The organism is Spirosoma radiotolerans (assembly GCF_000974425.1).
Lineage (GTDB): Bacteria > Bacteroidota > Bacteroidia > Cytophagales > Spirosomataceae > Spirosoma > Spirosoma radiotolerans.
Genome location: NZ_CP010429.1, coordinates 2,154,724 through 2,176,729 on the forward strand (window position 1 = coordinate 2,154,724; position 22,006 = coordinate 2,176,729).

Genomic DNA, 22,006 nt, shown 5'->3' on the forward strand with positions numbered 1-22,006 from the left:
ATGAAGTGGGATAGCGATGGAATTACATGCCGATCTTGCTGGATTTTATCAGCTTGTCCAGGTCCGCAAGCTGCTTCGTCAGATCACCCGATAACTCTTCGTATACTTTATACGACCCATCGGTCGGTTTGGCATCGCCACTTTCGATACTACGCCAAAGGGCTGCCAGCCGATTGTTGAGTTTGATGGGGAAATTCAACGGGTCCTGACCACTCTGATTGCGAATCTGGTACAGATTTTCTTCAATGATGCCAAGTTGCTCTTTCAACTTCTGATTGGTTGGATTTTCGGGTTGTTTGGCCAGTTTCTCCTTCAACGCCCGAATCTGGACCACGGCGTCGTTGGCTTTGCTGGTCTCATCGCGCAGCTTCATCGCCATCTTGAACTGCTCTTGCACATCGGCTGTTGTTACGCCTTTCAGGCGTGGATCGAGCCGGATTTCGAAGTGTTGCGTAAACGATTGGGTGCCCACCGTCAGCCGTACCTGATACTGACCGGGTAGGGCCATCGGCCCCGCCGTTGGGCGGGCGCCCCACATGATCATGCCTTTGAAATAAGTAGCCCCCGGATAACGCAGATCCCATTCGTAGCGATTCAGCCCGGCCGCCGTTGTGGGTAGCTTGATTTTGGGTTTTCCGGGTTCATCATCGTCGTCATCATCACCCCCCGTTTTTGGATTTGTTGGTTTTGTGCCCGTGAATGACTGAATGACCGTTCCGGCTGCGTCCAGAATGTCGACTTTAACGCTATCTGCCTGTTTCGCCAGGTAGTACTGAAAAACAGCAGGCTGTACGCGTCGAACGGCATAGTACGGCTTGAACAAATGCACCGGTTTCTTGGCCAGATCGGGGGTGAATTCCCGAACGGGAGAAATATCGTCCAGCACGTAAATCGACCGGCCATGGGTACCGATCACAACATCTTTCTCCGTAACCTGAATGTCCGAAATCTGTGTATCGGGTAGTTTTAACTGGAGCGGCTGCCAGACTTCTCCATCGTTGAACGACACCCAGATACCGTGTTCCATACCGGCATAAAGCAGACCGGGGCGCGTAATATCTTCCCGAATGGAGTGGGCAAAGTCAGTGGGTCGCAGGCCGGTAATGATCTTTTTCCAGGTTTTTCCGTAATCGTCGGTTTTCCAGAGATAGGGCGCGCGGTCATCCATCTGGTAGCGTTTCGCGGCTACATAAGCTGTGCCCGGTTTGTGCCGCGAAGCCTCAATAATGCTCACACGGGTATTTTTAGGCATATCGGGTGGGGTGATTTTCTGCCAGCTTTTGCCATGGTCGCGGGTGATGTGAATCAGGCCATCGTCAGAACCAGCCCAGATCGTATTGACGTCATGGTAGGAGGGGGCCAGGGCAAAAACGGTCGCGTAGATTTCGGGGCCGTTCATATCCATCGTGATAACACCCCCGCTTTTGCCGAGTGTGGTTGTGTCGGCGTAGGTCAGGTCCGGACTAATTTTTTCCCAGCTTTGCCCTTCATTCGTGGATACCCAAACGTGTTGCGAACAAGCATACAATCGGTTTGGATCTTTGGGAGAGAACACAATCGGGTACGTCCACTGCCAGCGTTCGGGAAGGGCGCTGGCGGGTTCGCCGGAGAAGAAACGAGGGTAAATCTGCACATCGCGGGTTTGCCCCGTCGACCGGTCGTAACGGGTCAGGAGCGCCCCCTGACTCCCGGCGTAAAAAATATCAGGGTTTTTGGGGTCCTGCGCAATGTAGCCGCTTTCGCCACCACCCACTTCATACCCCCATTCTCCTTTCTTGATGCTGTTATTTTTGACCAACTGATTTGTCCAGCCCTCGCTGGCCACGGCCACGGTCGTGTTGTCCTGCTGCGCGCCCGCAATGTGGTAGGGAAAATCGTTGGTTGCGGTAATGTGGTATAGTTGCGCGGTCGGGAAATTTTCATCGGTCCAGGTTTTGCCGCCGTTGACGGATACGGCCCCACCACCATCGTTGGAGGTGATCATGCGGGTTGAATCGGCCGGGTCGATCCACAGATCGTGATTGTCGCCATGCGGAACGGTAATCGTTTTATTGAATTTGACGCCACCATCCGACGATTTATAAAAGCCGACGTTCAGGCAGTAAACGCCGTTTTTATCGAGTGGATCGGCATAAATACGGGAATAATAAAAGGCCCGCTGCCGCAGCTTCCGTTCGTCGTTGACGTGCTTCCAGGTCATGCCCGCATCATCGGAGCGGTAAACGCCCCCATCTTCGGCTTCGACAATGGCCCATACCCGGTTGTTATCCACGGGCGAAACCGTCACGCCGATCTTGCCAACGGTTCCCTTCGGCATGCCTGGTTTGCGGGTCAGTTCAGTCCAGGTGTCGCCCCCATCCGTTGATTTAAACAGGCCGGAAGCGCCCCCGCCACCCCACATTTTCCAGGGCGTCCGGTAGACCTGCCAGATGGATGCATACAGTACGTTCGGGTTTTTTCGGTCAATGATGATGTCGACTGCACCGGCCTTATCGCCTTTGTAGAGGACTTTTTTCCAGCTTTTCCCACCGTCGGTCGTGCGGAAAATGCCGCGTTCTTCATTCGGGCCGTAGGGGTGTCCCAGGGCGGCTACGTAAACAATATCCGGGTTCGTCGGGTGAACACGAACGCGGGCAATCGCCTGGGTATTTTTCAGGCCGATGTTTGTCCAGGTTTTCCCTGCGTTCGTTGTTTTGTAGACACCATCGCCCTGCATGATGTTGCCCCGAAGCTGGGTTTCGCCCGTTCCGATGTAGACAATGTCCGGGTTTGTCTCCGCCACGGCCACCGCCCCCACCGACGAACTGTTCAATTGGCCATCGGTAACGGGGTTCCAGCTCTGACCGCCGTCGGTGGTTTTCCAGAGTCCTCCGCCCACGGCACCAAAATAATATTCCTGTTTGCGACCGGGCGATCCGGCTGACCCCAGCGACCGTCCACCCCGCGTTGGCCCGATATTTCGCCAGGCCATCCCTTTAAAAACAGGATTGACAGCCGTGTCGGCCTGGGCCCAAAGTTGAGTGTTAACGATTGTGTTGCAAGTGACAATAAAGAGGAGAAGGACAAAAGACTTCATCGGGTAGAATTTTATGGCAATACGGTGATTCATTGGTACACAAAAGAGAATTGACCCATACGTACCGGACGAGCCTGGATCGCATAGCCGTAGAACAGACAAACTTAGGAAAGTCCTATTCTAATTCACAGTAAGCTGGCAAGAATATATTCTGTATTCTAAAGCTAAGTCAGATTTTAAGCCAGACTAATTCTTAATTGTTGCTTATTTATTTTTCTTGTAAGCCATCTGGCGAAATAAAGGATTAGCGAGCCCCACTAAAATGCAGTCCTTAGCCTGTGAGGAACCTTATAAAATATTAGTGTCCGAACGATTTAATGCCTTTTTCTGCAATTCCATGCATTATTTTGCATAATCTCAAACTAACCGAATACTTCATGGTAAATAGACAATTTACTACTTGTATAATTTTTTCGCTGGTTATATGCCTGCTTCCTGAACTCACATTGGCCCAACGAAAGGCAAAAGCAACTACAAAGTCAACGTCGGTATTGGCTTCCGACAGCCTGTTCAATGCTATGCGGTGGCGCAACATTGGCCCATTTCGGGCGGGGCGGGCCCTGGGTGTTTCGGGGCATCCGAGCCAACCACTGACCTACTACTTCGGGGCAACCGGCGGAGGGGTCTGGAAAACAATCGATGGGGGGGGCAACTGGGTAATGGTCTCGGATACCACCTTTAAATCCAGCTCCGTTGGCGCGGTGGCGGTTGCACCGTCTGATCCAAACGTTGTGTATGTTGGCATGGGAGAGTCCGATATCCGCAGCAACATCGCGAACGGTGATGGTGTCTATAAATCGACGGATGCAGGCAAAACCTGGAAGCACATGGGCCTGAAGATGGCCGATGCCATTGGCAACGTTGAGGTGCATCCGCAAAATTCGGATATCGTGTATGTGGCCGCTTTGGGCAATCCGTTTGCGCCCAATAAAGAGCGGGGTGTGTTTCGGACCACCGACGGCGGCAAAACCTGGAAGGCCATCCTGACAAAAAATGATAGCACAGGGGCCGCTACGGTGAAAATTGACCCGAACAACCCATCGATTATATACGCGTCGATGTGGCAGGCGTACCGCAATAGTTACAAAATGAGCAGTGGCGGCCCCGGTAGTGGCTTGTATAAATCGACGGACGGGGGTGATACCTGGACGAGTCTAAGCAACAAACCCGGCATGCCAAAAGGGCTGTTGGGAAAAATTGGCATCGTTGTATCGCCCGCTAACTCGAACCGGCTGTATGCGATGGTCGAAAATGCCAAAGGGGGCCTCTACCGCTCCGACGACGCCGGAGATTCATGGCAGCTCATCAACGAAGACAAAAACCTGTGGCAGCGCCCCTGGTATTACATGATGATGGGCGCTGACCCACAGGACGAAAATGGCCTGATCGTGTTGAATGTCAACGCGATGAAGTCATACGACGGCGGCAAAACATTCCAGACGATTAATGTTCATCATGGCGACACGCACGACATCTGGTGGAACCCGAAGAATCCGATGAACTACATCATTGCCGATGATGGCGGGGCTGAAGTGACCTACAACGGCGGGGCTACCTTTTCCGATGTCGACATACCTACCTCGCAGTTTTACCATGTGGCAGTCGACAACGATTTCCCATATAACCTGTACGGCGCTCAGCAGGATAATACCTCCATTCGTATTGCCAGTCGCACCACAGAGTATTCCATTGGTAAATCGGCCTGGTATCCGGTATCGGGGGGCGAATCGGGCTACATTACACCCGAACCAAACAATCCCGACGTCACGTATGGGGGCAGTTATGACGGGCTGATTACCCGTTACGATAAAAAAACGGACCAGAACCAGGTTATCAATGTCTATCCCGAATATTTCATGGGCTCGCCATCCTCGGCCCGGAAATACCGCTTTCAGTGGACTTATCCGATCGTTTTCTCACCACACGATCCCAAAACGCTGTATATCACCTCGCAATACCTGCATCGAAGTACAGATTTTGGTCATTCGTGGCAGGATATTAGCCCGGATTTAACCCGCAACGACCCTAAAACGCAGGGCGATACCGGCGGACCCATTACCAAAGACAATACCGGGGCCGAAACCTTCCCGACGATCTTCACCTTTGCCGAATCGCCCGTCGAAAAGAATGTATTCTGGGCGGGTTCCGATGATGGGCTGATGCACATCAGCCGCGATGGTGCTAAAACATGGCAAAATATCACTCCGCCTGCGTCGATGTTACCTGAGCTGGCTATTATGAGCCTCGTGCACCCATCTGACCACACCGCCGGGAAAGCCTATCTGGCAGCCAAGCGGTATATGTCGGGCGATCGGAAGCCGTATCTATTTAAAACGACTGATTACGGCAAAACCTGGACAAGCATCACTGCGGGTATTCCGGCGGATGAACACTGCCATGTGGTGCGTGAAGATCCAAACAAGCCTGGGTTACTGTATGCCGGTACAGAACGGGGCGTTTATGTGTCCTTCAACGACGGCGGTTCGTGGGAAAAGCTGAGTTTGAATTTGCCGGTTACGCCTGTTCGGGATTTGCAGATTCATAAGCGCGAAAAGGATCTGGTCATTGCCACCCACGGGCTGGCTTTCTGGATCATGGACGACATTACGCCACTCCACGAACTCATGGATATGAAGCAAGGGGGCAAGGCAATGGCGACTATGCACCTCTATAAACCTCGGCATGCCTACCGCATGGAAGGCGGAGCCGGGAACCCTCGCCGGGGGCGGGCCGTAGCCACCGACGAGGGCGAAAATGCCCCCAACGGTGTCATTACGCGCTATTACCTGAAAACCAAGCCAAAAAAAGAGCTAAAGCTGGTGTATATGACGACCGCAGGGGACACGATCATCACTTACTCGAACCTGAAAGACAAAAAAGGGCAGCCCTTCAAGGTGTTACCTGAGTTCTATCAGGATGAAATGACTCCGCAGCCTGGAAAAATGACAGCACAACCCGGCATGAATGTCTTTGTCTGGGATATGCGCTACCCGGACGCTACCGCTGTTGAGGGAACGAACGTTATGTGGACAGGACGCGGGACGGGGGCAAAAGTGATACCCGGCAACTACAAAGTTCGCCTACTTCTGGGCGACTCACTGATTGCTGAGCAGCCCATCGAAATTCGCAAGGACCCCCGGCTCGCCATCACGGCGGCCGAATACCAGGAGCAGTTTGATTTGCTGCAGAAAATTAATGGCAAACTATCGGAAACGCACAAAGCCATCAATCAGCTTCGTCAGATCCGAACACAAATCAATGGGTATACCAATAATGTGAAGGAACCAAAGGCTGCCGAAAAATTCAAAAATGCCGCCAAGCCCATTCTGGAGGAACTCGACAAGATTGAATCCACCCTGATGCAGCCAAAGTCGAAAGCGCCACAGGATGCGCTAGCCTACCCGATTCGCCTGAATGATAAAATAGCCGGGGTCGCTTCGGCCGTTTCTTCGTCCGACAGCAAGCCAACCAAATCGTCGTATACCGCGTATGATGATCTGTCCAAGCAAATCGATACAGCCATATCTAAACTGAAAGAGGTTGTCAATACACAAATTCCGACTTTTAACCGGGTGGTAACGGAACAGCAGATTCCGGCAATTATTATCAATTAACAACTAACCCGATCAGGTCTCCGGGACCTAATCGGGTTTTAAGCATAGTCCATGTTCTCCGATAAAATCGTTTATAGCCTGCACCGAATTTCGGGTCTGGTGGGTGGCCTGTTTATCCTGATTCTTACCGTTACGGGCTCGATTCTAGTCGTTGACCAACAGGTCGACAACCTGCTGACCCCGAATCAAACGCATATTGAATCCGTTGGACAACTTCAATCCGTCGGCCAGCTTCTGGCTACGGTGAATCGTCAATACCCTGAGGCTAAAGTCAGGAGCCTGACCTTATGGGACAGTACAAAGAAAGAAGCTGTCCGCGTTGATCTGTCCGACAAGGGCATACGGACGTGGGTCGCCATGAACCCATACACCGGGGCCATCATCGGCGCCCGACAGGCGGATGCGACGCTGATCCGGCGAACGCGTGAACTGCACGAAAACCTGCTGGTGAAACCCATCGGGGGCTACATAATGGGGCTGGCTGGTATTTGTTTACTTGTGTCCGTACTAACCGGGACGTGGTATTACCGGCGGGCATTGCTGAGCGTCTTTAAAATTGGGGTACGGTGGAATAAATCACCCCGCATTGTGTATGCCGACATTCATAAGTGGCTGGGCGTGGTGGCTTTACTCTTCATGCTGATGATGAGTGCCACGGGCATTTTCTTCCACTGGGAACAGATCGAACGGGCGTTTGGGGAGGGAAAAAAAGTTGAACCAGCGCAGGTCGCTCCAATTTCACTCACCAGCATTCCGGTCGATGCCGCCATTGCCGCTGCCAGGGCGTCCATCGCTGATTTTCATCCGCAGCTTATCGACTTCCCCAAACCGGGTGATAGTACCCTGGTCATTCGGGGCAATAAGCCAGAGAGTATTCGAATGCTGGGTAAATACAATGTGGCCGCCACGATCGATGCCCGCAACGGGCACTACCTAAGTGGATTCGATGCGCGCGATGCGGATCTGGAATACATAGCCGAACACATTTTCGAGGAACTTCATTTTGGCCATTACGGTGGCTGGATTTCGCAGATAATCTATATTCTCCTGGCTTTGTCGACGGCCGTTGTCACCCTGACGGGTCTATTTCTCTGGCTTTTAAAAAGGTAGTAAATTCTATGCATTTCCATTCCACCGTAAAGCGGCTCCTGCTGCCCTGTGCCCTTCTCCTTACGTTCACCCTTCAGGCGCAACTGTTCTCGCCCAAGTTATTCGATGCCATGAAGTGGCGAATGATTGGGCCGCATCGGGGAGGCCGAACGGTGGGTGCTGTGGGTGTCCCGCAACAGCCCAACGTCTTTTACATGGGCGTTAATAACGGTGGGGTCTGGAAAACGACAGATTACGGGCGCACCTGGAATCCTATTTTCGACGACCAGCCAACAGGTTCCATTGGTGATGTGGCCGTTGCTCCCTCAAATCCCAACGTCGTTTACGTGGCCAGCGGTGAGGGACTTCAGCGCCCCGATTTATCGGTAGGCAATGGAATGTATAAATCGACGGATGCCGGGAAAACCTGGTCCTTCCTTGGTCTTAAGGACGGGCAGCAAATTGGCGGTATTTGCATTGATCCAACGAACGAAAACCGGGTCTTCGCGGCTGTTCTGGGGCATCCGTACGGACCCAACACCGAACGAGGTGTGTATCGCACGACGGATGGCGGCAAAAGCTGGGATCGGGTGTTGTACAAAGATGAAAATACGGGAGCCGTGCAAGTAACCATCGACCCGAAAAATCCGAATATCGTTTACGCCGATCTCTGGGCGGCTCGTCAGGGGCCCTGGGAAAATGGCCAGTGGCAGGGCCCCGAAAGCGGTCTGTATAAATCGACGGATGGCGGGGCAACCTGGCAAAAACTGACAAACGGCCTGCCTACCATTCAGCAGGGACTGGGCCGGATCGGCTTTTGCATTGCTCCCAGTGACCCCAATCGGTTATACGCGACGGTCGATGCCACCGAGACGGGCGGAGTCTATCGCTCCGACAATGCCGGACAGACATGGACACGCGTCAGTGGCGACGAACGACTTTGGGGCCGGGGGAGTGACTTCGCCGAAGTGAAAGCGCATCCTACCAATCCCGACATCGTTTTCATTGCGGATGTGGCTGCGTGGAAGTCAACGGATGGCGGAAAAACCTGGAACGACTTTCGGGGCGCGCCCGGTGGCGATGATTATCACCGGCTCTGGATCAATCCGAATAACCCCGATGTCTTGCTGCTGGCGGGCGATCAGGGCGCAATTGTCACGGTCAACGGTGGGCAAACGTTCAGTTCCTGGTACAACCAGCCAACGGCCCAGTTCTACCACGTGAGTACCGATAATAGCTTCCCTTACAACGTGTTGGGTGGGCAGCAGGAGAGTGGTTCGGTAGGCATTGCCAGTCGGGGCAACGATGGCGAAATCACCTTCCGGGAGTGGCATCCGATTGGCGTCGAAGAATACGGCTACGCAGCTGCGGACCCGCTCGACCCCACTATTATTTATGGCGGTAAAATTACCCGCTACGACAAACGAACCGGGCAGGTCCAGAACATCGCCCCCGAAGCTGTTCGGAGCGGGAAGTACCGGTTTGTACGAACGGCTCCGGTGTTGTTCTCCCCGATTGATCCTAAAACGCTCTATTTCGCCGGAAATGTGCTTTTTAAAACACAGAATGGCGGTCATTCCTGGCAGGTAATTAGTCCCGATTTAACGCGAACCTCGTATCCTGATATTCCCGAAAGCGTGGGCGTTTATCGAACGGAAGCTATGAAAACCATGCCTGCCCGTGGGGTTATTTACACCATTGCGCCCTCACATAAAGACATCAATACCATCTGGGCCGGTACCGACGACGGCCTGATTCAGGTGACCCGCGACGGGGGTAAAACCTGGAAAAATGTTACCCCACCGGGTGTTGGCTCCTGGAGCAAAGTCTCCCTGATGGATGCCGGACATTTCGATGCCAATACAGCTTACGCAGCCGTCAACCGCATCCGGTGTGATGACATGCGGCCGCACATTTACCGCACGCACGATGGTGGAAAAACCTGGCAGGAAATTGTCTCGGGATTGCCCAACGACCCTATCAACGTTGTGCGCGAAGATCCCATTCGGAAAGGTCTGTTATTTGCCGGGTCCGAAACCGCCGTGTCTGTTTCTTTCGATGATGGGGCGCACTGGCAATCGCTGCGGCTCAATATGCCCGCCACCTCAATTCGGGATCTGGTCATTAAAGACGACGATCTGGTCGTTGGCACACATGGCCGGTCGTTCTGGATTCTGGATAACATGACCGCCCTTCGCCAGCTAACCCCCGAACTGGCCAAAACCGAGACGATTCTCTATAAACCGCAGCGGGCGTATCGCGTTCGGTGGAACATGAACCCCGACACGCCCTTGCCACAGGAAGAACCCGCGGGGCAAAACCCACCCGATGGGGCTATAATTGATTATTACCTGAACGAAGCGGCCAATTCCATCGTCACTCTGACGATTACGGATGCAACGGGTAAGCTGGTCCATCAGTTTCGTAGCGATGATAAACCCTATACGGTTCCCGATGTGAATTTGCCTGCGTACTGGATTCGCCCTCAACAGATTTTGTCAGCCAGCGCCGGGGCGCATCGGTTTATGTGGAACATGCATTATACGCCATTGCCCATTCCGCCCTCGTATCCTATCGCGGCTACCTTCGGGCAAACGGCCCCAGAGCCCACCTCACCCTGGGTTATGCCCGGAACCTACACGGTTAAGCTGACCGTCAACGGGAAAATCTACACGCAGCCGCTCATTGTTACGATGGACCCAAGGGTAAAAACACCTGTTTCAATCCTAAAGCAACAACACGATCTGTCGGTAGTCGCCTACGAAAGTCGTAAACAGGTGATTGGCTGGCTGACCGAAGCGCAGACCTTGACGAGTCGGGCAACAACTGATGAACAGAAAAAGGTGCTGGCTACTCTTCAAACCAGTCTGGATAAATTGAACAGAGCCTTTAGCTCGATTTTCTCCATCCTGCAAGATGCCGACAGCGCCCCGACCACGCAAGTCGTAGCCGCTGCGAACGAAGCGCAGGTAACGTTAAAAAAAGTGGCGCAGCAGTGGGCTAGCTGGAAGACAAACAGGCAGTAGCTTATAGAGAGTTCGCAAAATGCGGTTCCCCATATCTACTTGTAGTGCGGAATCAGAGAATCATTTGGCGATTTTCGTAGGAAGTCAGTTGCGGTTGTGCTGCTGTATTTTGTGAAGCACGCTGGTCGACACCTTCTTTAATCGATACCGGGGAACGTGGACTTCGGGTTCCCGGCAAGAGGGTAGTAACCATAAAAGGAGTAGCGCTACGAGTCTGTATGAAGGTGTTGTTTTCATCGCTTCATTTCAGGAAAATTCTACTTACGATGGGGCAAATCGTAAACGTGCACCACGACTTATGCTGCCCATTTTGCCAGTCAGGTTTTTGAAGCTAACGGGCTTCTACACGTATATAGGAACAGCCTGTAGAAGGTAAGCAATTGGGGATTTATTACTTATTTTGCGATCCGGAACCCAGTGCTTCGGCATCATTTCCATACTAATTGACGGGCTACATTACCCATACGCAGTCCAGAAAAAACGGATCAAATCCATTCCTGGCAACGATTCCTACCTGATCGGTTAGTACGTAAACCGTCGAACCCAATCCGTAGCACGGTAAACTGGATGCTGTTTTTAATCGTTTACTGACAAGGCCATGAGGAAAGTCCTTTGACGCCTATTACTTTTGAGCTTAAAGCAAGAGAAATTATGAGTTTATACGAACAGGTGTTCAGCCACAACAAAATATGGGTGCAGAAACAACTGCAACTAGATCCTGCCTATTTCTCAGAAATGGCTAAAAACCAAACCCCCGACTTTCTGTACATTGGCTGTTCGGATAGCCGGGTGTCGCCTGACGCCTTTATGGGTACCAAGCCCGGAGACGTATTCATTCATCGTAACATCGCCAATCTGGTACCAAACAACGACATTAGCTCCCTGGCCGTGTTGCAGTATGCCGTCGAGAGTTTGCAGGTTAAGCACGTCATTGTCTGCGGACATTACGGATGTGGTGGTATAAAAGCATCCACTACCCACGAAGATTTTGGGTATATGAATACCTGGCTGCGTAACATACAGGATGTGTACCGCATGCATCGCGATGAACTTGACAGCCTTAGCGACCCTGAAGCCAAACATCGTCGGCTGGTTGAGTTGAACGTACGGGAGCAGTGTCTGAATGTGATGAAGCTGTCGTTTGTGCAAAAGCGACTGTTTGGGAATCAGGACATCAAGGTACACGGCTGGGTGTATGATCTTGCCAACGGACAACTCAAGGATATGGACGTTTCGCTCGACGATCTGGGGCCAAACCTGGAAATTTATCGGTTTAACAATACCAAAGCTGCAGTTTAGGTATATAGTCAAGACGCTTTCCTGAATTGATGACAGCCTTCGTCGAGAGACGTAGCTGTGATGCTCGACATAGTCTGTGACTATATCGGTGCGTTCTCCGGTCTCTGGCCGGTTTTCATGATACCAGGCAGAGACCAGAGAACACCTGGCCATAGTCTGTGGCTATGGCCAACTCGTACCTGGCTCCACCCAAGCTGAGCAACTGATCTGAGAAATTCGGGTAACTCAAAAATATGATTGTCTTAGAGAATGCATACACTCAAGTACCATCAGCAAGTACCGGTTTATTCGTTAGAGCCAGATGATGTAGCGGCCAATAAACAGTTTCGAGTGTATAATTATGAAGGCAGTCTACCCAATCAGTCAGATCTGCTTGTTCCGCACCGTAAGGATCACTACCTGCTTGTTTTCATCAGGCGAGCCAACAGCCGTCAATGGATAGACATGACGCCCTATGTCCTTAAAGACAACACCGTTTACTTTACAGGCCCGAATCAGATTATCGTAAAAGAAGGGTTTAATCAGTTGTGGAGTACCGGTATTGCGTTTACAAAGGAGTTCCTGTCATTTCAGGAAAATGCTGCCCTAAGTAAGCTGCCCCTTATTCAGAATCCGCAGGGCGTCCATGAGTTACGGCTTACGGAGGCTGATGTAGATTTTGTGGAGGATATGCTGGCCAAGATCAATGCTGAGTATCAACGTCCTAATGAATGGCAGCACCGCATGCTGACGGCTTACCTGACGGTGCTACTCACGTATTTGAGTCGCCTGTATGCAGAGCAGTTTGAGAGCAATCAGTTTTCGACAGATAAGCTTCTACTGAAAAAATACCAGGCTCAGATTGACGAACACTACCGTGAGTTGCACCAGGTGAGTGACTATGCCTCCCTGCTCAATGTGTCGGCCGGGTATTTAAGCGAGGTGGTAAAAGCCCAGAGTGGCAAACCCGCCATCATGCATATTCATGAGCGTCTGGTGCTGGAAGCCCGGCGCCTGCTGTTCCATACGCAGCATTCGCTAAAGGAAATTGCCTTCGATCTTGGTTTTTCGGATGCTTCCTACTTCAACCGCTTCTTTAAGCGCGAAACCGACGTAACACCGGCTGAATATCGGTCTACGATCCGTGAAATGTACCAGTAATACCGACGAATGTGTTTCAGCGGCTAAGCGGGACCGCCGTAGTTTTGCCCAATAAACAGATGAAACATGAAAACAGTACTGATCACAGGCGCAAATAAGAGTATTGGCTTTGAAACAGCCCGGCAATTACTACAAGAAGGGTATTTTGTTTATCTGGGTAGCCGGGATGAGCAGAAAGGTCAGCAGGCCGTTAGCCAGCTACAGGCAGAGGGCTTAACGAATGTAGAGCCAATCGAAATTGATGTCGATAACATTGAATCGATAAAGGCGGCCCGCGAAGTGCTTGGCCGGAAAACCCAAGCGCTGGATGTACTGATCAATAATGCCGGTATCTCCGGAAGTATGCCACAGACAGCATTGGAAGCAGATATCAGCGTATTCAGGCAGGTCCTCGAAACGAATTTTTTTGGTGTCATTGAAGTGACGCAGGCGTTTATCGACCTGCTGAAGCAATCGCCGGAACCCCGAATTGTTAACGTTACTTCAGGCCTGGGCTCACTCACCTTGCATAGTGACCCTACCTGGAAATATTATGCGGTTAAGCCAGCCAGTTATGTTGCGTCGAAAGCAGCGCTCAACGCGTATACCATTATGCTGGCTCACGACCTGCGTGATAGCTCGTTCAAGGTAAATGCCGTTGACCCAGGCTATACAGCCACTGATTTCAATCATCACAGCGGACCTGGAACCGTACCCGATGCCGCTGCCAGGGTGGTCAAAGCAGCCGTGTTAGGTCCAGATGGCCCGACAGGTCAGTTCTTTAGTGATGACAATGTGCCTGAAACAGGAATTAGCCCCTGGTAATGAAGCAAAGCTCGTGTCTGATTAATTTTTTGCTTTATCACTCAAACCGAATCCTGTACCGTCGAGCCGGGAGCGCAGCAACGTTGTGCCGCTGGTAAATTAAGCTGGGATGACCACAATAGGGGTCTCTTTACGCACCATTATCCTGGAGTGTAAAGGGACCCCTATTGTGATTATAGACGAGGCTGCCTGTCGGTCGGCAAGTAAAAGGATAGTCAATCGTTGTTTAGTGTTGACGCATGAGTGATACACGAAATACGTTGACACTTTTTCAGAAATATGATCTATTGGACTCAATTAATTTATGTTCGGGAAGGACAGGAAGAAGTTTTTCACCAATTTGAGGATGTCGTTATTCCGCTAATTGAGACGTACAATGGGCGACTTTTGTTCCGAATACGGCCCACTGAGGACTCATACATTGGGCAGCCAATTGAAAAACCTTATGAAGTGCACCTTGTTGAGTTTGACACCGAGCAGGACTTCATTGCGTTCAGTCATGATGAAAGCCGTAAACAGTTTTTGCCCCTCAAAGAGCAGTCTGTTGAAACATCTATTCTGATTCAGGGAGTAAGGCTTTAGCCGGAAAGTAACGCTATCCTACCGCTAGTTAGAAAAATCACCTGCTGCGCCGTTAGACATAGCCGAACCAAGTGAGGTATGAGAAGATGCTGCCATTTTAACCGTTATTGAGGTAAAGGTTGAATAAACAGTTTGTTGTGTAAGGTTTAAATGACAGATTGGCGGGTTGTCTGAGCCACGACCGAGTAAATAGGTGGTTGGAACAGTTCATGATCAGCCAGTGATTTACATGTAAACCAACTACATAATGGAAACGAACTTTGTAACCTTTGCCGAGCAGGCCTCGCAGCCTGGTGGAAGGGCCGATCAGGATTCCGTTCTGCTTGACTCCTATTCAAACACCGTAGTCACGGTAGCCAAAAAAGTTAGCCCATCCGTTGTCCAGATAAAAGTCAGTGGCCGGGCCACCAACCAAACCGAAATTGACCTCAAACGAGGCCGGTCAGATCGGGGTAATTCTGATGGAGGCACCGGATCGGGCTTTATTATTTCGACCGATGGCTACATCATCACCAATAATCACGTCGTCGCCGGAGCGGGTAAGATCGAAGTTGCCGTTGCTGCTCGCGCCGATGAACCCAGCCGCGATTATGAAGCCACGCTTATCGGGCGCGACCCCGCCACCGATATTGCCGTCATCAAGATTTATGCGGATGGTCTGAAAGCGATTCGCTTCGCGGATTCGAAACAGGTGCAGGTTGGCCAGATCGCCATTGCCATCGGCAATCCGTATGGGTTTCAGTATTCGCTGACGGCTGGTGTGGTGAGTGCCCTTGGCCGGACGCTACGCTCCGAATCAGGGCGGCTCATCGATGATGTTATTCAGACGGATGCCGCGCTTAATCCGGGAAATTCCGGCGGACCTTTGGTCGATGCCAATGGCGATGTTATTGGCGTCAATACCGCCGTTATATTGCCTGCTCAGGGTCTTTGCTTCGCCGTTTCGTCGAATCTGGCTGCGTTTGTAGCGGGCAAACTCATTATGCATGGACGGGTTCGCCGGGGGTATCTGGGCATTGCCGGACAGCTTATCAACCTGACCGAGCGCATCAAACTCTACAATCAGCTAACCACAAAAACGGGCGTCATTGTGGCCAGTGTTGAGGTGGATGGTGTGGCCGGAAACAGCCAGTTGCGGCAGGGTGATATTATTGTTGGCTTTGATGGACAACCCATTGCCACGATGGACGATCTGCACCGGCTTCTTACAGACCAGACAATCGGTAAACGCATTCCGGTATCGGTCTTGCGCGAAAACCGCCAAATTAGCCTCTATGTGATTCCCGGCGAGTTGAATTAGTGAGAAACGGGTATTTCTTTCAGTAGATCAGATTAACTGGAAGAGATACTCGTTTTTTTACTTGTTGTCAATCAGTATCCTTCCGATCAGTTTGTTGCCCGGCCATTGATAATCACTGTTATTAGGCCAACAAACTAAATTTTTTCAATCTTCTTCCGACTTTGATGGTTAGTCTATAGACGCTGCTACTTACACGAGCGTAAGTCGGCTGACAAAAGTTATTTTTCAACGTTTGCTTCTTCTTTCATTATGGCTAACAAATCGGTTGATCTCGACCAACTCAGTATTGATACCATCCGACTCCTGTCGATTGATGCGGTTCAGAAAGCGAATTCAGGCCACCCTGGTCTGCCTCTTGGCGCGGCTCCTATGGCGTATGTGCTCTGGTCGCGCTTTTTGCGGTTTAACCCTCAAGACCCTCATTGGCCTGATCGTGACCGGTTTGTCCTGTCGGCAGGGCACGGTTCGGCCTTGCTGTATAGTTTGCTGCACCTCTATGGGTATGACCTCTCGCTGGATGACCTGAAAAATTTTCGGCAGCTTCACTCGCGAACACCAGGGCATCCCGAATCGAATCTGACGCCCGGCGTCGAAGTAACGACTGGCCCGCTTGGTCAGGGGTTTGCCAATGGAGTAGGCATGGCCATGGCCGAAGCCTTTCTGGCTGCGAACTACAACCGGGAAGGACACTCGGTTATGGATCATTACACTTATTCTATTGTTAGCGATGGCGATCTGATGGAAGGGATCGCTTCCGAAGCGGCTTCGCTGGCTGGTCATCTCAAATTGGGTAAGTTGATTTATCTATACGACGATAACCTGATTTCGCTGGATGGGCCTACTAACTTGGCATTTACGGAAGATCGGATGGCTCGTTTTGAAGCTTATGACTGGCATGTGCAGCACGTAGCCGATGGAAATGACATAGAGGCCATTGACCAGGCGATCCGGGCTGCGCAGGCTGAAACAGAGCGCCCTTCCATTATCGCGGTGCGGACCATCATCGGCTTTGGAAGTCCGCAGGAGGGAACCAGCAAAGTGCACGGTAGTCCACTAGGCGAGGAGAATGTTCGCAAAACGAAAGAATTTTACGGATGGGACCCCGACGAAACGTTTGTTGTGCCGGACGAAGTAAAATCTTATTTGATGAAAGCCGGCAAGCGGGGCGCCGACCTACAGGCCGATTGGCAAAAGCGGTTTGAGGCTTACCAAAGCCAGTTTCCGAAAGAGGCCGAGACGTTTACCATTTCCTTTGCGGGTCAATTTCCTCAGGGTTGGGAGGCCGATTTACCTTTGTTCGCTCCTGCCGATGGCCCGCTGGCAACACGCCAGGCATCCGGCAAAGCGCTCGAAGCACTGAAAAAACGAGTCCCTTATCTGTTTGGTGGCTCGGCTGATCTGGCTTCCTCGAACGATATGCCCACGAAAGGCGATGTTAGTTTTCAGCCTGGCCATTACGAAAATTCAAATATCTGGTTTGGTGTGCGGGAGCATGCCATGGGAGCGGCCCTCAACGGCATGGCGCAACATGGGGGCGTACACCCGTATGGCGGCACATTCCTGAATTTCTCCGACTATATGCGCGGTGCCATCCGACTGACTGCCCTGGCCGAATCGTCGGTTACATTTGTGTTTACGCACGACAGCATCGGTTTGGGAGAAGATGGACCTACTCACCAGCCCGTTGAGCAGTTCGTTTCGTTACGGACGATTCCTAATATCGTCGTGATCCGCCCGGCCGACGCCAACGAAACCGTTGAAGCCTGGCGTGTGGCCATGCAGCAACCCAAAAGCCCGGTTGTGCTGATTCTTTCCCGGCAGAAGTTGCCCGTCATCGATCAGGACAAGTACGGTTCAGCGCGGGGGCTAGAAAAGGGCGCTTACATCGTGAGCGAAGCCGAAGGAACACCGCAACTGATTCTGATTGCTACCGGCTCGGAAGTATCCCTGGTTATGAACGCACAGGCCGAACTTAAAAAACAGGGCATTGAGGCACGCGTTGTGAGCATGCCATCCTGGGAGTTGTTTGAACAGCAGGATCAGGCGTATCAGCACGAGGTATTGCCACCTTCGATTCGGAAGCGGCTGGCGGTAGAAATGGGTTCGCCAATTGGGTGGCACAAATACGTAACCGATGAAGGCACAACGATCAGTATGAATCGGTTTGGCCTGTCGGGACCCGGCGAAGAAGTAATGGCCTACTTCGGCTTTACGACGGAGAACGTGGTGAACGTAGCCAAAGCCGTTCTGGAAGGACGACCCGAAGGCATGGAAAAAAAAGAGGTCTTATCTTAAGTCCGCGTGACGTAAAAAAAGCGCTCCAGATCCCTGAAGCGCTTTTTTTATGCGTATGATTTTTCTTATAGGTAGTCGATAATACGACGGCCAACAATGCCATTTTGTAACTCTCTGCGCAACACCGCTTTCCGACGGCGCGGATGGGTCGACACGTACATAACCCGCATTTTGAGCGTAAAACTGATGAGCATGTACAACCCGAACAAACAGCCCAGAATGATTAAGGACAGCGTGTTTGAAATGTTACGGTGCAAAAGCAGGAACATAACCGTATTGAACAGGGAGATTCCGCACAGAACAGCCGTTGCCGCCACGTGCGACAGGCCGTTGTCCAGCAGAATATGGTGCATGTGATTCCGATCGGCCGAAAACGGCGACCGCCCCGCCAAAATCCGGACCAGGAACACCCGTAAGGTATCAAAAATGGGCACAATCAGAATGACGATGGCAATGATGGGTGCATTGAAAAAGGCAGTTGGCTCGTACCGATAGGCTGCGTTTAGGTTAACGAACCGGACCGCAAAGAAAGCCAGCATGAATCCAATGATCAGTGAGCCGGTATTCCCCATGAAGATTTTGCTGGTTTTTGAAAAATTGAACCGTAGGAACCCCAGCAATCCACCGGCCAGCGTAAACGCCATGCAGGCCATTGTAAAATGATTCGTCAGCAAAAACCACGCACCAAACGTGCCACTGGCAATGGTTGAAATACCACCCGCCAGGCCATCAATGCCATCAATGAGGTTGATGGCATTGATCAGCGTAATGAAAATGAAGCAGGTTAAGAAAATACTAATAACGGGCTGGATATGGTGAAACCCCATAATACCGTACATGTAGTCGACCCGAAGATCACCGAACAGAATCAAAATCATGGCTGCCAGCACTTGAAACATAAGTTTCTTGGCCGGATCGATGCCGACCAGATCGTCTTTAATACCGATGAAGAACAGTATTGTCATCCCGGCAATGGACAAATTCGTGGTGTAGATGTCAGTCTGGTCGATGCTGGGCCAGAGGAAATAGGCAATAAGAATGGCTGCAAAGATGGCTATGCCTCCAAAGGTTGGCGTTGGTGTTGAGTGCGACCGGCGGGCGCCGGGGTTTTCCATCAGTGATTTTAACTCAGAAATCTTAATGATAACCGGAATGGCCACAACGGCAACAAAGCAGGCTACCAGAAAAGAGAGCACGCATTGGTACAGGCCGAACGTAAAGTGCTCGTCACCAAATTTATTTTGCAGGAACGCAATCAACAAATCAATATTCATAAGGCGGGACGTTTAGAAACTTGAATGCTCGCTAAATTTTACGGTAATTAGGCGAGGAACGCTACCCAACACAAAACGGGATACCCAATTTGGGGCCTAAGGAGCGTAAAGTTTTTTGGATTATTTAGTTAAACTGGTAAAATCTGATTGAACGGCGTTCTTTATTTATCTAACGTTTCGGGCGGCTTGCTCACATATTGTTTGAGCTTGCGTAAGGGCTTAAGCCAAAAGGTGAAAAAGTAAGGTTTCAAGTCATTCAGTTGCCAGGCTAATTGATCTTCGCGGTTGGCCCGAAGCCGATTCTGTAAACTGCTGTTGCTGATGCCGCCTGCCCGCATAACAATGGTCACTTCATTCATGTACGCAAGTTTGGCTTTATTTTTGTGAATGAAGCGTAACATCAACTCGTAGTCCGCAGCGCTTTTCATATCGAGCCGAAAGAGGCCGTGTTTTTCATACAACCACCGCTTGGCAAAAAACGATAAGTGCCCTGGCATCCAGCCCCATAAAAAGGCATTTTCGCTATACCAGCCTGATCGCCAGTACCGTTTCAGCTTTTTAGTATCGTTCCGGTCTACGTAGAGCATATCGCCATAAACGGCATCGCTGTCCGTTTGCTCAAACGTGGCGACCATGTTCTCGATGACCCGGTTATGTCGGTAGAAATCGTCGGCATTTAACAGGCCGATGATGTCGCCGGTTGCTAGCCGGATTCCTTTGTTCATCGCATCATACAGGCCTTTGTCTGGTTCCGATATAAATCGGGCAACTTTCGTGCCGTATGACTTTACGATGTCCACCGTGCCATCGGTCGATTTCCCGTCTACTATAATATATTCGATGTTGGAGTAAGTTTGGTTTAGAATCGATTCGATACAATCCCGAACAAATTCAGCCCCATTATACACAACCGTTATGATCGATACTTTCACGCCTTGATGTTTCGTTGCCGGACCCAAACGGCCGGATTTCCCTGATAAATACCATATGCTTCCAGCGAGCGGGTCGCGACCGAGTTAACGGCCAGCACCGCATGCGATTCGCAGCGAACACCGGCACAAACGACCGATTTGGCTCCAATCCAGACGCCATCAGCCAGGGTAATTGGCCGGGTTGTCAGATCAAATGTTGACCGGCTATAATCGTGGTTGCCGGTCAGTAACATAGCGCCCTGCGACAGGCAAACGTTGTCGCCAATGTGTACTTCGCTCAGGTTATCAATCCAAACCTGCTCCCCAATCCAGACTTCATTTCCAACGTGAAGTAACCAGGGATATTTAATATTTACGCCGGGCTTCACCACGACCTTATTTCCGATTTTGGCCCCAAACAGGCGAAGAATCGCTAGTTTGAGCGAAATGGGTAGTGGCAGATAGGTATTTATAAAAACTGAATTCGTTATAAACCAGAGGATTATCTTCCAGCGTGGGCCGGGATTATACCAACTGATGTTGAACCGGGACAGATCCGTTTTGCCATTTTGTTGGTCTGATTTATGACTGGCCAACCCGCTCGGGTCGGTTTGGTCGAAGGTCTTTGCCATATTCCGTCAGGAAATAGTTGATGATTGCGTCTTTATCGGTACCAACCCGAATGCTCACTTCCAACAGTTTGGCGTCGACCAGAAAACGGTACCAAAGCGCCTGAAGCGAACACCAGACGAAGCCTGGCCGCCCATCCAGAAACCCCATCCGAATAAAATACCGGTAGATGAAGTACAGGATTGGGCGCGTAAATAAAGGAAGAGACGCATATTTTTCTTTCAGGAAACGCATGCGCTGATCCTGTGTCCCAAACAAATTAGCCTCAACGGTCTCTGCCTGATCGAATTGATACCGGTAGTTGAGCAGATTGATCATTTCCAGAATGGTGTAATGATTATGCTTCTGGGTCCACCAGGTCAAATTGTTAAGGTTGTGGTCAACAATGTCATGCGCGAACTGAATCGACTCGCCTTTGGTGAGTTTAATGTGCTCATCGTGCCACACCTGTTCACAGAAGCCGTCGCCCCGTCGCCACAGCCGAAGCAGCCAAATAGGATAAAACCCACCGTGGCGCATCCAGCGATTCAGGAAAAATACACGTCTTTTCACGTAAACTCCCCCTACATTAGCTGGCAAACCAGTGAGTCGCTGATTGATCTCCCCGGCTAATTCGGGCATCACATACTCGTCGGCGTCCATTCGCATCAGCCAGGTTGTTTCAAAGGGCGTGTGTTCAATTCCGTAGTTGAATTGAGTCGCGTAGTTTACCCAGGCATTCTGAACGACCGTAGCGCCCAGTGAGCGGGCAATCTCAACCGTTCTGTCGGTTGAAAATGAATCAACTATAAATATTTTATTTGTAAACGGAAGCAGGCTCTGTAAACAGCGAGTAATGTGTTTTTCCTCGTTATGAGTCAGGATGATGACGGATACGTCGGTCATACGCTAGGTTACCATCGAAGCGAAAAAGTGGCTTTTTCTGATACAGTTTTGGTGTAAAGGCTTTATTTTTACTCGTCTTTT

Annotated in this window: 14 protein-coding genes; 9 read left to right on the plus strand and 5 right to left on the minus strand. The window is 51.0% G+C overall.

From position 1 onward, the window contains the following. Nucleotides 1–22: 22 nt before the first annotated feature. On the minus strand, nucleotides 23–3,076 hold the full coding sequence (locus tag SD10_RS08620; RefSeq protein ID WP_046573434.1) for a VPS10 domain-containing protein: 3,054 nt from the start codon (nucleotides 3,074–3,076) through the stop codon (nucleotides 23–25). 377 nt (nucleotides 3,077–3,453) lie between these two features. On the opposite strand from SD10_RS08620, the gene SD10_RS08625 reads away from it, so the two are divergent. The 9 genes from SD10_RS08625 (at nucleotide 3,454) to tkt (ending at nucleotide 18,225) form a co-directional block, all read left to right on the plus strand. Beyond that, nucleotides 3,454–6,690 (plus strand): WD40/YVTN/BNR-like repeat-containing protein, encoded by a 3,237-nt coding sequence (locus SD10_RS08625; RefSeq protein WP_046573435.1) that lies wholly within the window; start codon nucleotides 3,454–3,456, stop codon nucleotides 6,688–6,690. Between the two features lie 51 nt (nucleotides 6,691–6,741). Then, the gene (locus SD10_RS08630) at nucleotides 6,742–7,800 is read left to right on the plus strand and encodes a PepSY-associated TM helix domain-containing protein (protein WP_046573436.1); all 1,059 of its coding nucleotides are present in this window, start codon (nucleotides 6,742–6,744) and stop codon (nucleotides 7,798–7,800) included. Nucleotides 7,801–7,808: 8 nt separating this feature from the next. Further along, complete coding sequence (locus SD10_RS08635) at nucleotides 7,809–10,805, plus strand: WD40/YVTN/BNR-like repeat-containing protein (RefSeq protein ID WP_046573437.1); 2,997 nt, start codon at nucleotides 7,809–7,811, stop codon at nucleotides 10,803–10,805. 651 nt (nucleotides 10,806–11,456) lie between these two features. Further along, on the plus strand, nucleotides 11,457–12,104 hold the full coding sequence (locus SD10_RS08640) for a carbonic anhydrase (protein ID WP_046573438.1): 648 nt from the start codon (nucleotides 11,457–11,459) through the stop codon (nucleotides 12,102–12,104). Nucleotides 12,105–12,353: 249 nt separating this feature from the next. Further along, nucleotides 12,354–13,244, plus strand: a complete 891-nt coding sequence (locus SD10_RS08645; protein WP_046573439.1) for an AraC family transcriptional regulator — start codon at nucleotides 12,354–12,356, stop codon at nucleotides 13,242–13,244. A 66-nt stretch (nucleotides 13,245–13,310) separates the two neighbouring features. After that, nucleotides 13,311–14,048, plus strand: coding sequence for an SDR family oxidoreductase (locus SD10_RS08650; RefSeq protein ID WP_046573440.1), 738 nt, complete (start codon nucleotides 13,311–13,313; stop codon nucleotides 14,046–14,048). 279 nt (nucleotides 14,049–14,327) lie between these two features. Beyond that, nucleotides 14,328–14,630 (plus strand): hypothetical protein, encoded by a 303-nt coding sequence (locus SD10_RS08655; RefSeq protein ID WP_046573441.1) that lies wholly within the window; start codon nucleotides 14,328–14,330, stop codon nucleotides 14,628–14,630. 247 nt (nucleotides 14,631–14,877) lie between these two features. Further along, nucleotides 14,878–15,930 (plus strand): S1C family serine protease, encoded by a 1,053-nt coding sequence (locus SD10_RS08660; RefSeq protein ID WP_046573442.1) that lies wholly within the window; start codon nucleotides 14,878–14,880, stop codon nucleotides 15,928–15,930. 249 nt (nucleotides 15,931–16,179) lie between these two features. Next, complete coding sequence (gene tkt, locus SD10_RS08665) at nucleotides 16,180–18,225, plus strand: transketolase (RefSeq protein ID WP_046573443.1); 2,046 nt, start codon at nucleotides 16,180–16,182, stop codon at nucleotides 18,223–18,225. 65 nt (nucleotides 18,226–18,290) lie between these two features. On the opposite strand, the gene SD10_RS08670 is transcribed toward tkt, so the two are convergent. The 4 genes from SD10_RS08670 to SD10_RS08685 form a co-directional block, all read right to left on the minus strand. Next, the gene (locus tag SD10_RS08670; protein ID WP_046573444.1) at nucleotides 18,291–19,499 is read right to left on the minus strand and encodes a glycosyltransferase family 4 protein; all 1,209 of its coding nucleotides are present in this window, start codon (nucleotides 19,497–19,499) and stop codon (nucleotides 18,291–18,293) included. A 161-nt stretch (nucleotides 19,500–19,660) separates the two neighbouring features. Continuing rightward, the gene (locus SD10_RS08675; protein ID WP_046573445.1) at nucleotides 19,661–20,431 is read right to left on the minus strand and encodes a glycosyltransferase family 2 protein; all 771 of its coding nucleotides are present in this window, start codon (nucleotides 20,429–20,431) and stop codon (nucleotides 19,661–19,663) included. Further along, the gene (locus SD10_RS08680) at nucleotides 20,428–21,042 is read right to left on the minus strand and encodes a WcaF family extracellular polysaccharide biosynthesis acetyltransferase (RefSeq protein WP_082111559.1); all 615 of its coding nucleotides are present in this window, start codon (nucleotides 21,040–21,042) and stop codon (nucleotides 20,428–20,430) included. Before SD10_RS08680 ends, SD10_RS08675 begins: the two co-directional genes overlap by 4 nt. Then, nucleotides 20,993–21,925, minus strand: a complete 933-nt coding sequence (locus SD10_RS08685) for a glycosyltransferase family 2 protein (RefSeq protein WP_046573447.1) — start codon at nucleotides 21,923–21,925, stop codon at nucleotides 20,993–20,995. The genes SD10_RS08680 and SD10_RS08685 overlap by 50 nt, the downstream gene beginning before the upstream one ends. Nucleotides 21,926–22,006 lie beyond the last annotated feature (81 nt).

What these genes read in the sequence shown, in the direction of transcription:
- SD10_RS08645 (WP_046573439.1), top strand. Translation starts at nt 12,354, where the DNA reads ATGCATACACTCAAGTACCATCAGCAAGTACCGGTTTATTCGTTAGAG.
- SD10_RS08640 (WP_046573438.1), top strand. Translation starts at nt 11,457, where the DNA reads ATGAGTTTATACGAACAGGTGTTCAGCCACAACAAAATATGGGTGCAG.
- SD10_RS08685 (WP_046573447.1), bottom strand. Translation starts at nt 21,925, where the DNA reads ATGACCGACGTATCCGTCATCATCCTGACTCATAACGAGGAAAAACAC.
- SD10_RS08630 (WP_046573436.1), top strand. Translation starts at nt 6,742, where the DNA reads ATGTTCTCCGATAAAATCGTTTATAGCCTGCACCGAATTTCGGGTCTG.
- tkt (WP_046573443.1), top strand. Translation starts at nt 16,180, where the DNA reads ATGGCTAACAAATCGGTTGATCTCGACCAACTCAGTATTGATACCATC.
- SD10_RS08655 (WP_046573441.1), top strand. Translation starts at nt 14,328, where the DNA reads ATGATCTATTGGACTCAATTAATTTATGTTCGGGAAGGACAGGAAGAA.
- SD10_RS08670 (WP_046573444.1), bottom strand. Translation starts at nt 19,499, where the DNA reads ATGAATATTGATTTGTTGATTGCGTTCCTGCAAAATAAATTTGGTGAC.
- SD10_RS08680 (WP_082111559.1), bottom strand. Translation starts at nt 21,042, where the DNA reads ATGGCAAAGACCTTCGACCAAACCGACCCGAGCGGGTTGGCCAGTCAT.
- SD10_RS08635 (WP_046573437.1), top strand. Translation starts at nt 7,809, where the DNA reads ATGCATTTCCATTCCACCGTAAAGCGGCTCCTGCTGCCCTGTGCCCTT.
- SD10_RS08625 (WP_046573435.1), top strand. Translation starts at nt 3,454, where the DNA reads ATGGTAAATAGACAATTTACTACTTGTATAATTTTTTCGCTGGTTATA.
- SD10_RS08650 (WP_046573440.1), top strand. Translation starts at nt 13,311, where the DNA reads ATGAAAACAGTACTGATCACAGGCGCAAATAAGAGTATTGGCTTTGAA.
- SD10_RS08660 (WP_046573442.1), top strand. Translation starts at nt 14,878, where the DNA reads ATGGAAACGAACTTTGTAACCTTTGCCGAGCAGGCCTCGCAGCCTGGT.
- SD10_RS08620 (WP_046573434.1), bottom strand. Translation starts at nt 3,076, where the DNA reads ATGAAGTCTTTTGTCCTTCTCCTCTTTATTGTCACTTGCAACACAATC.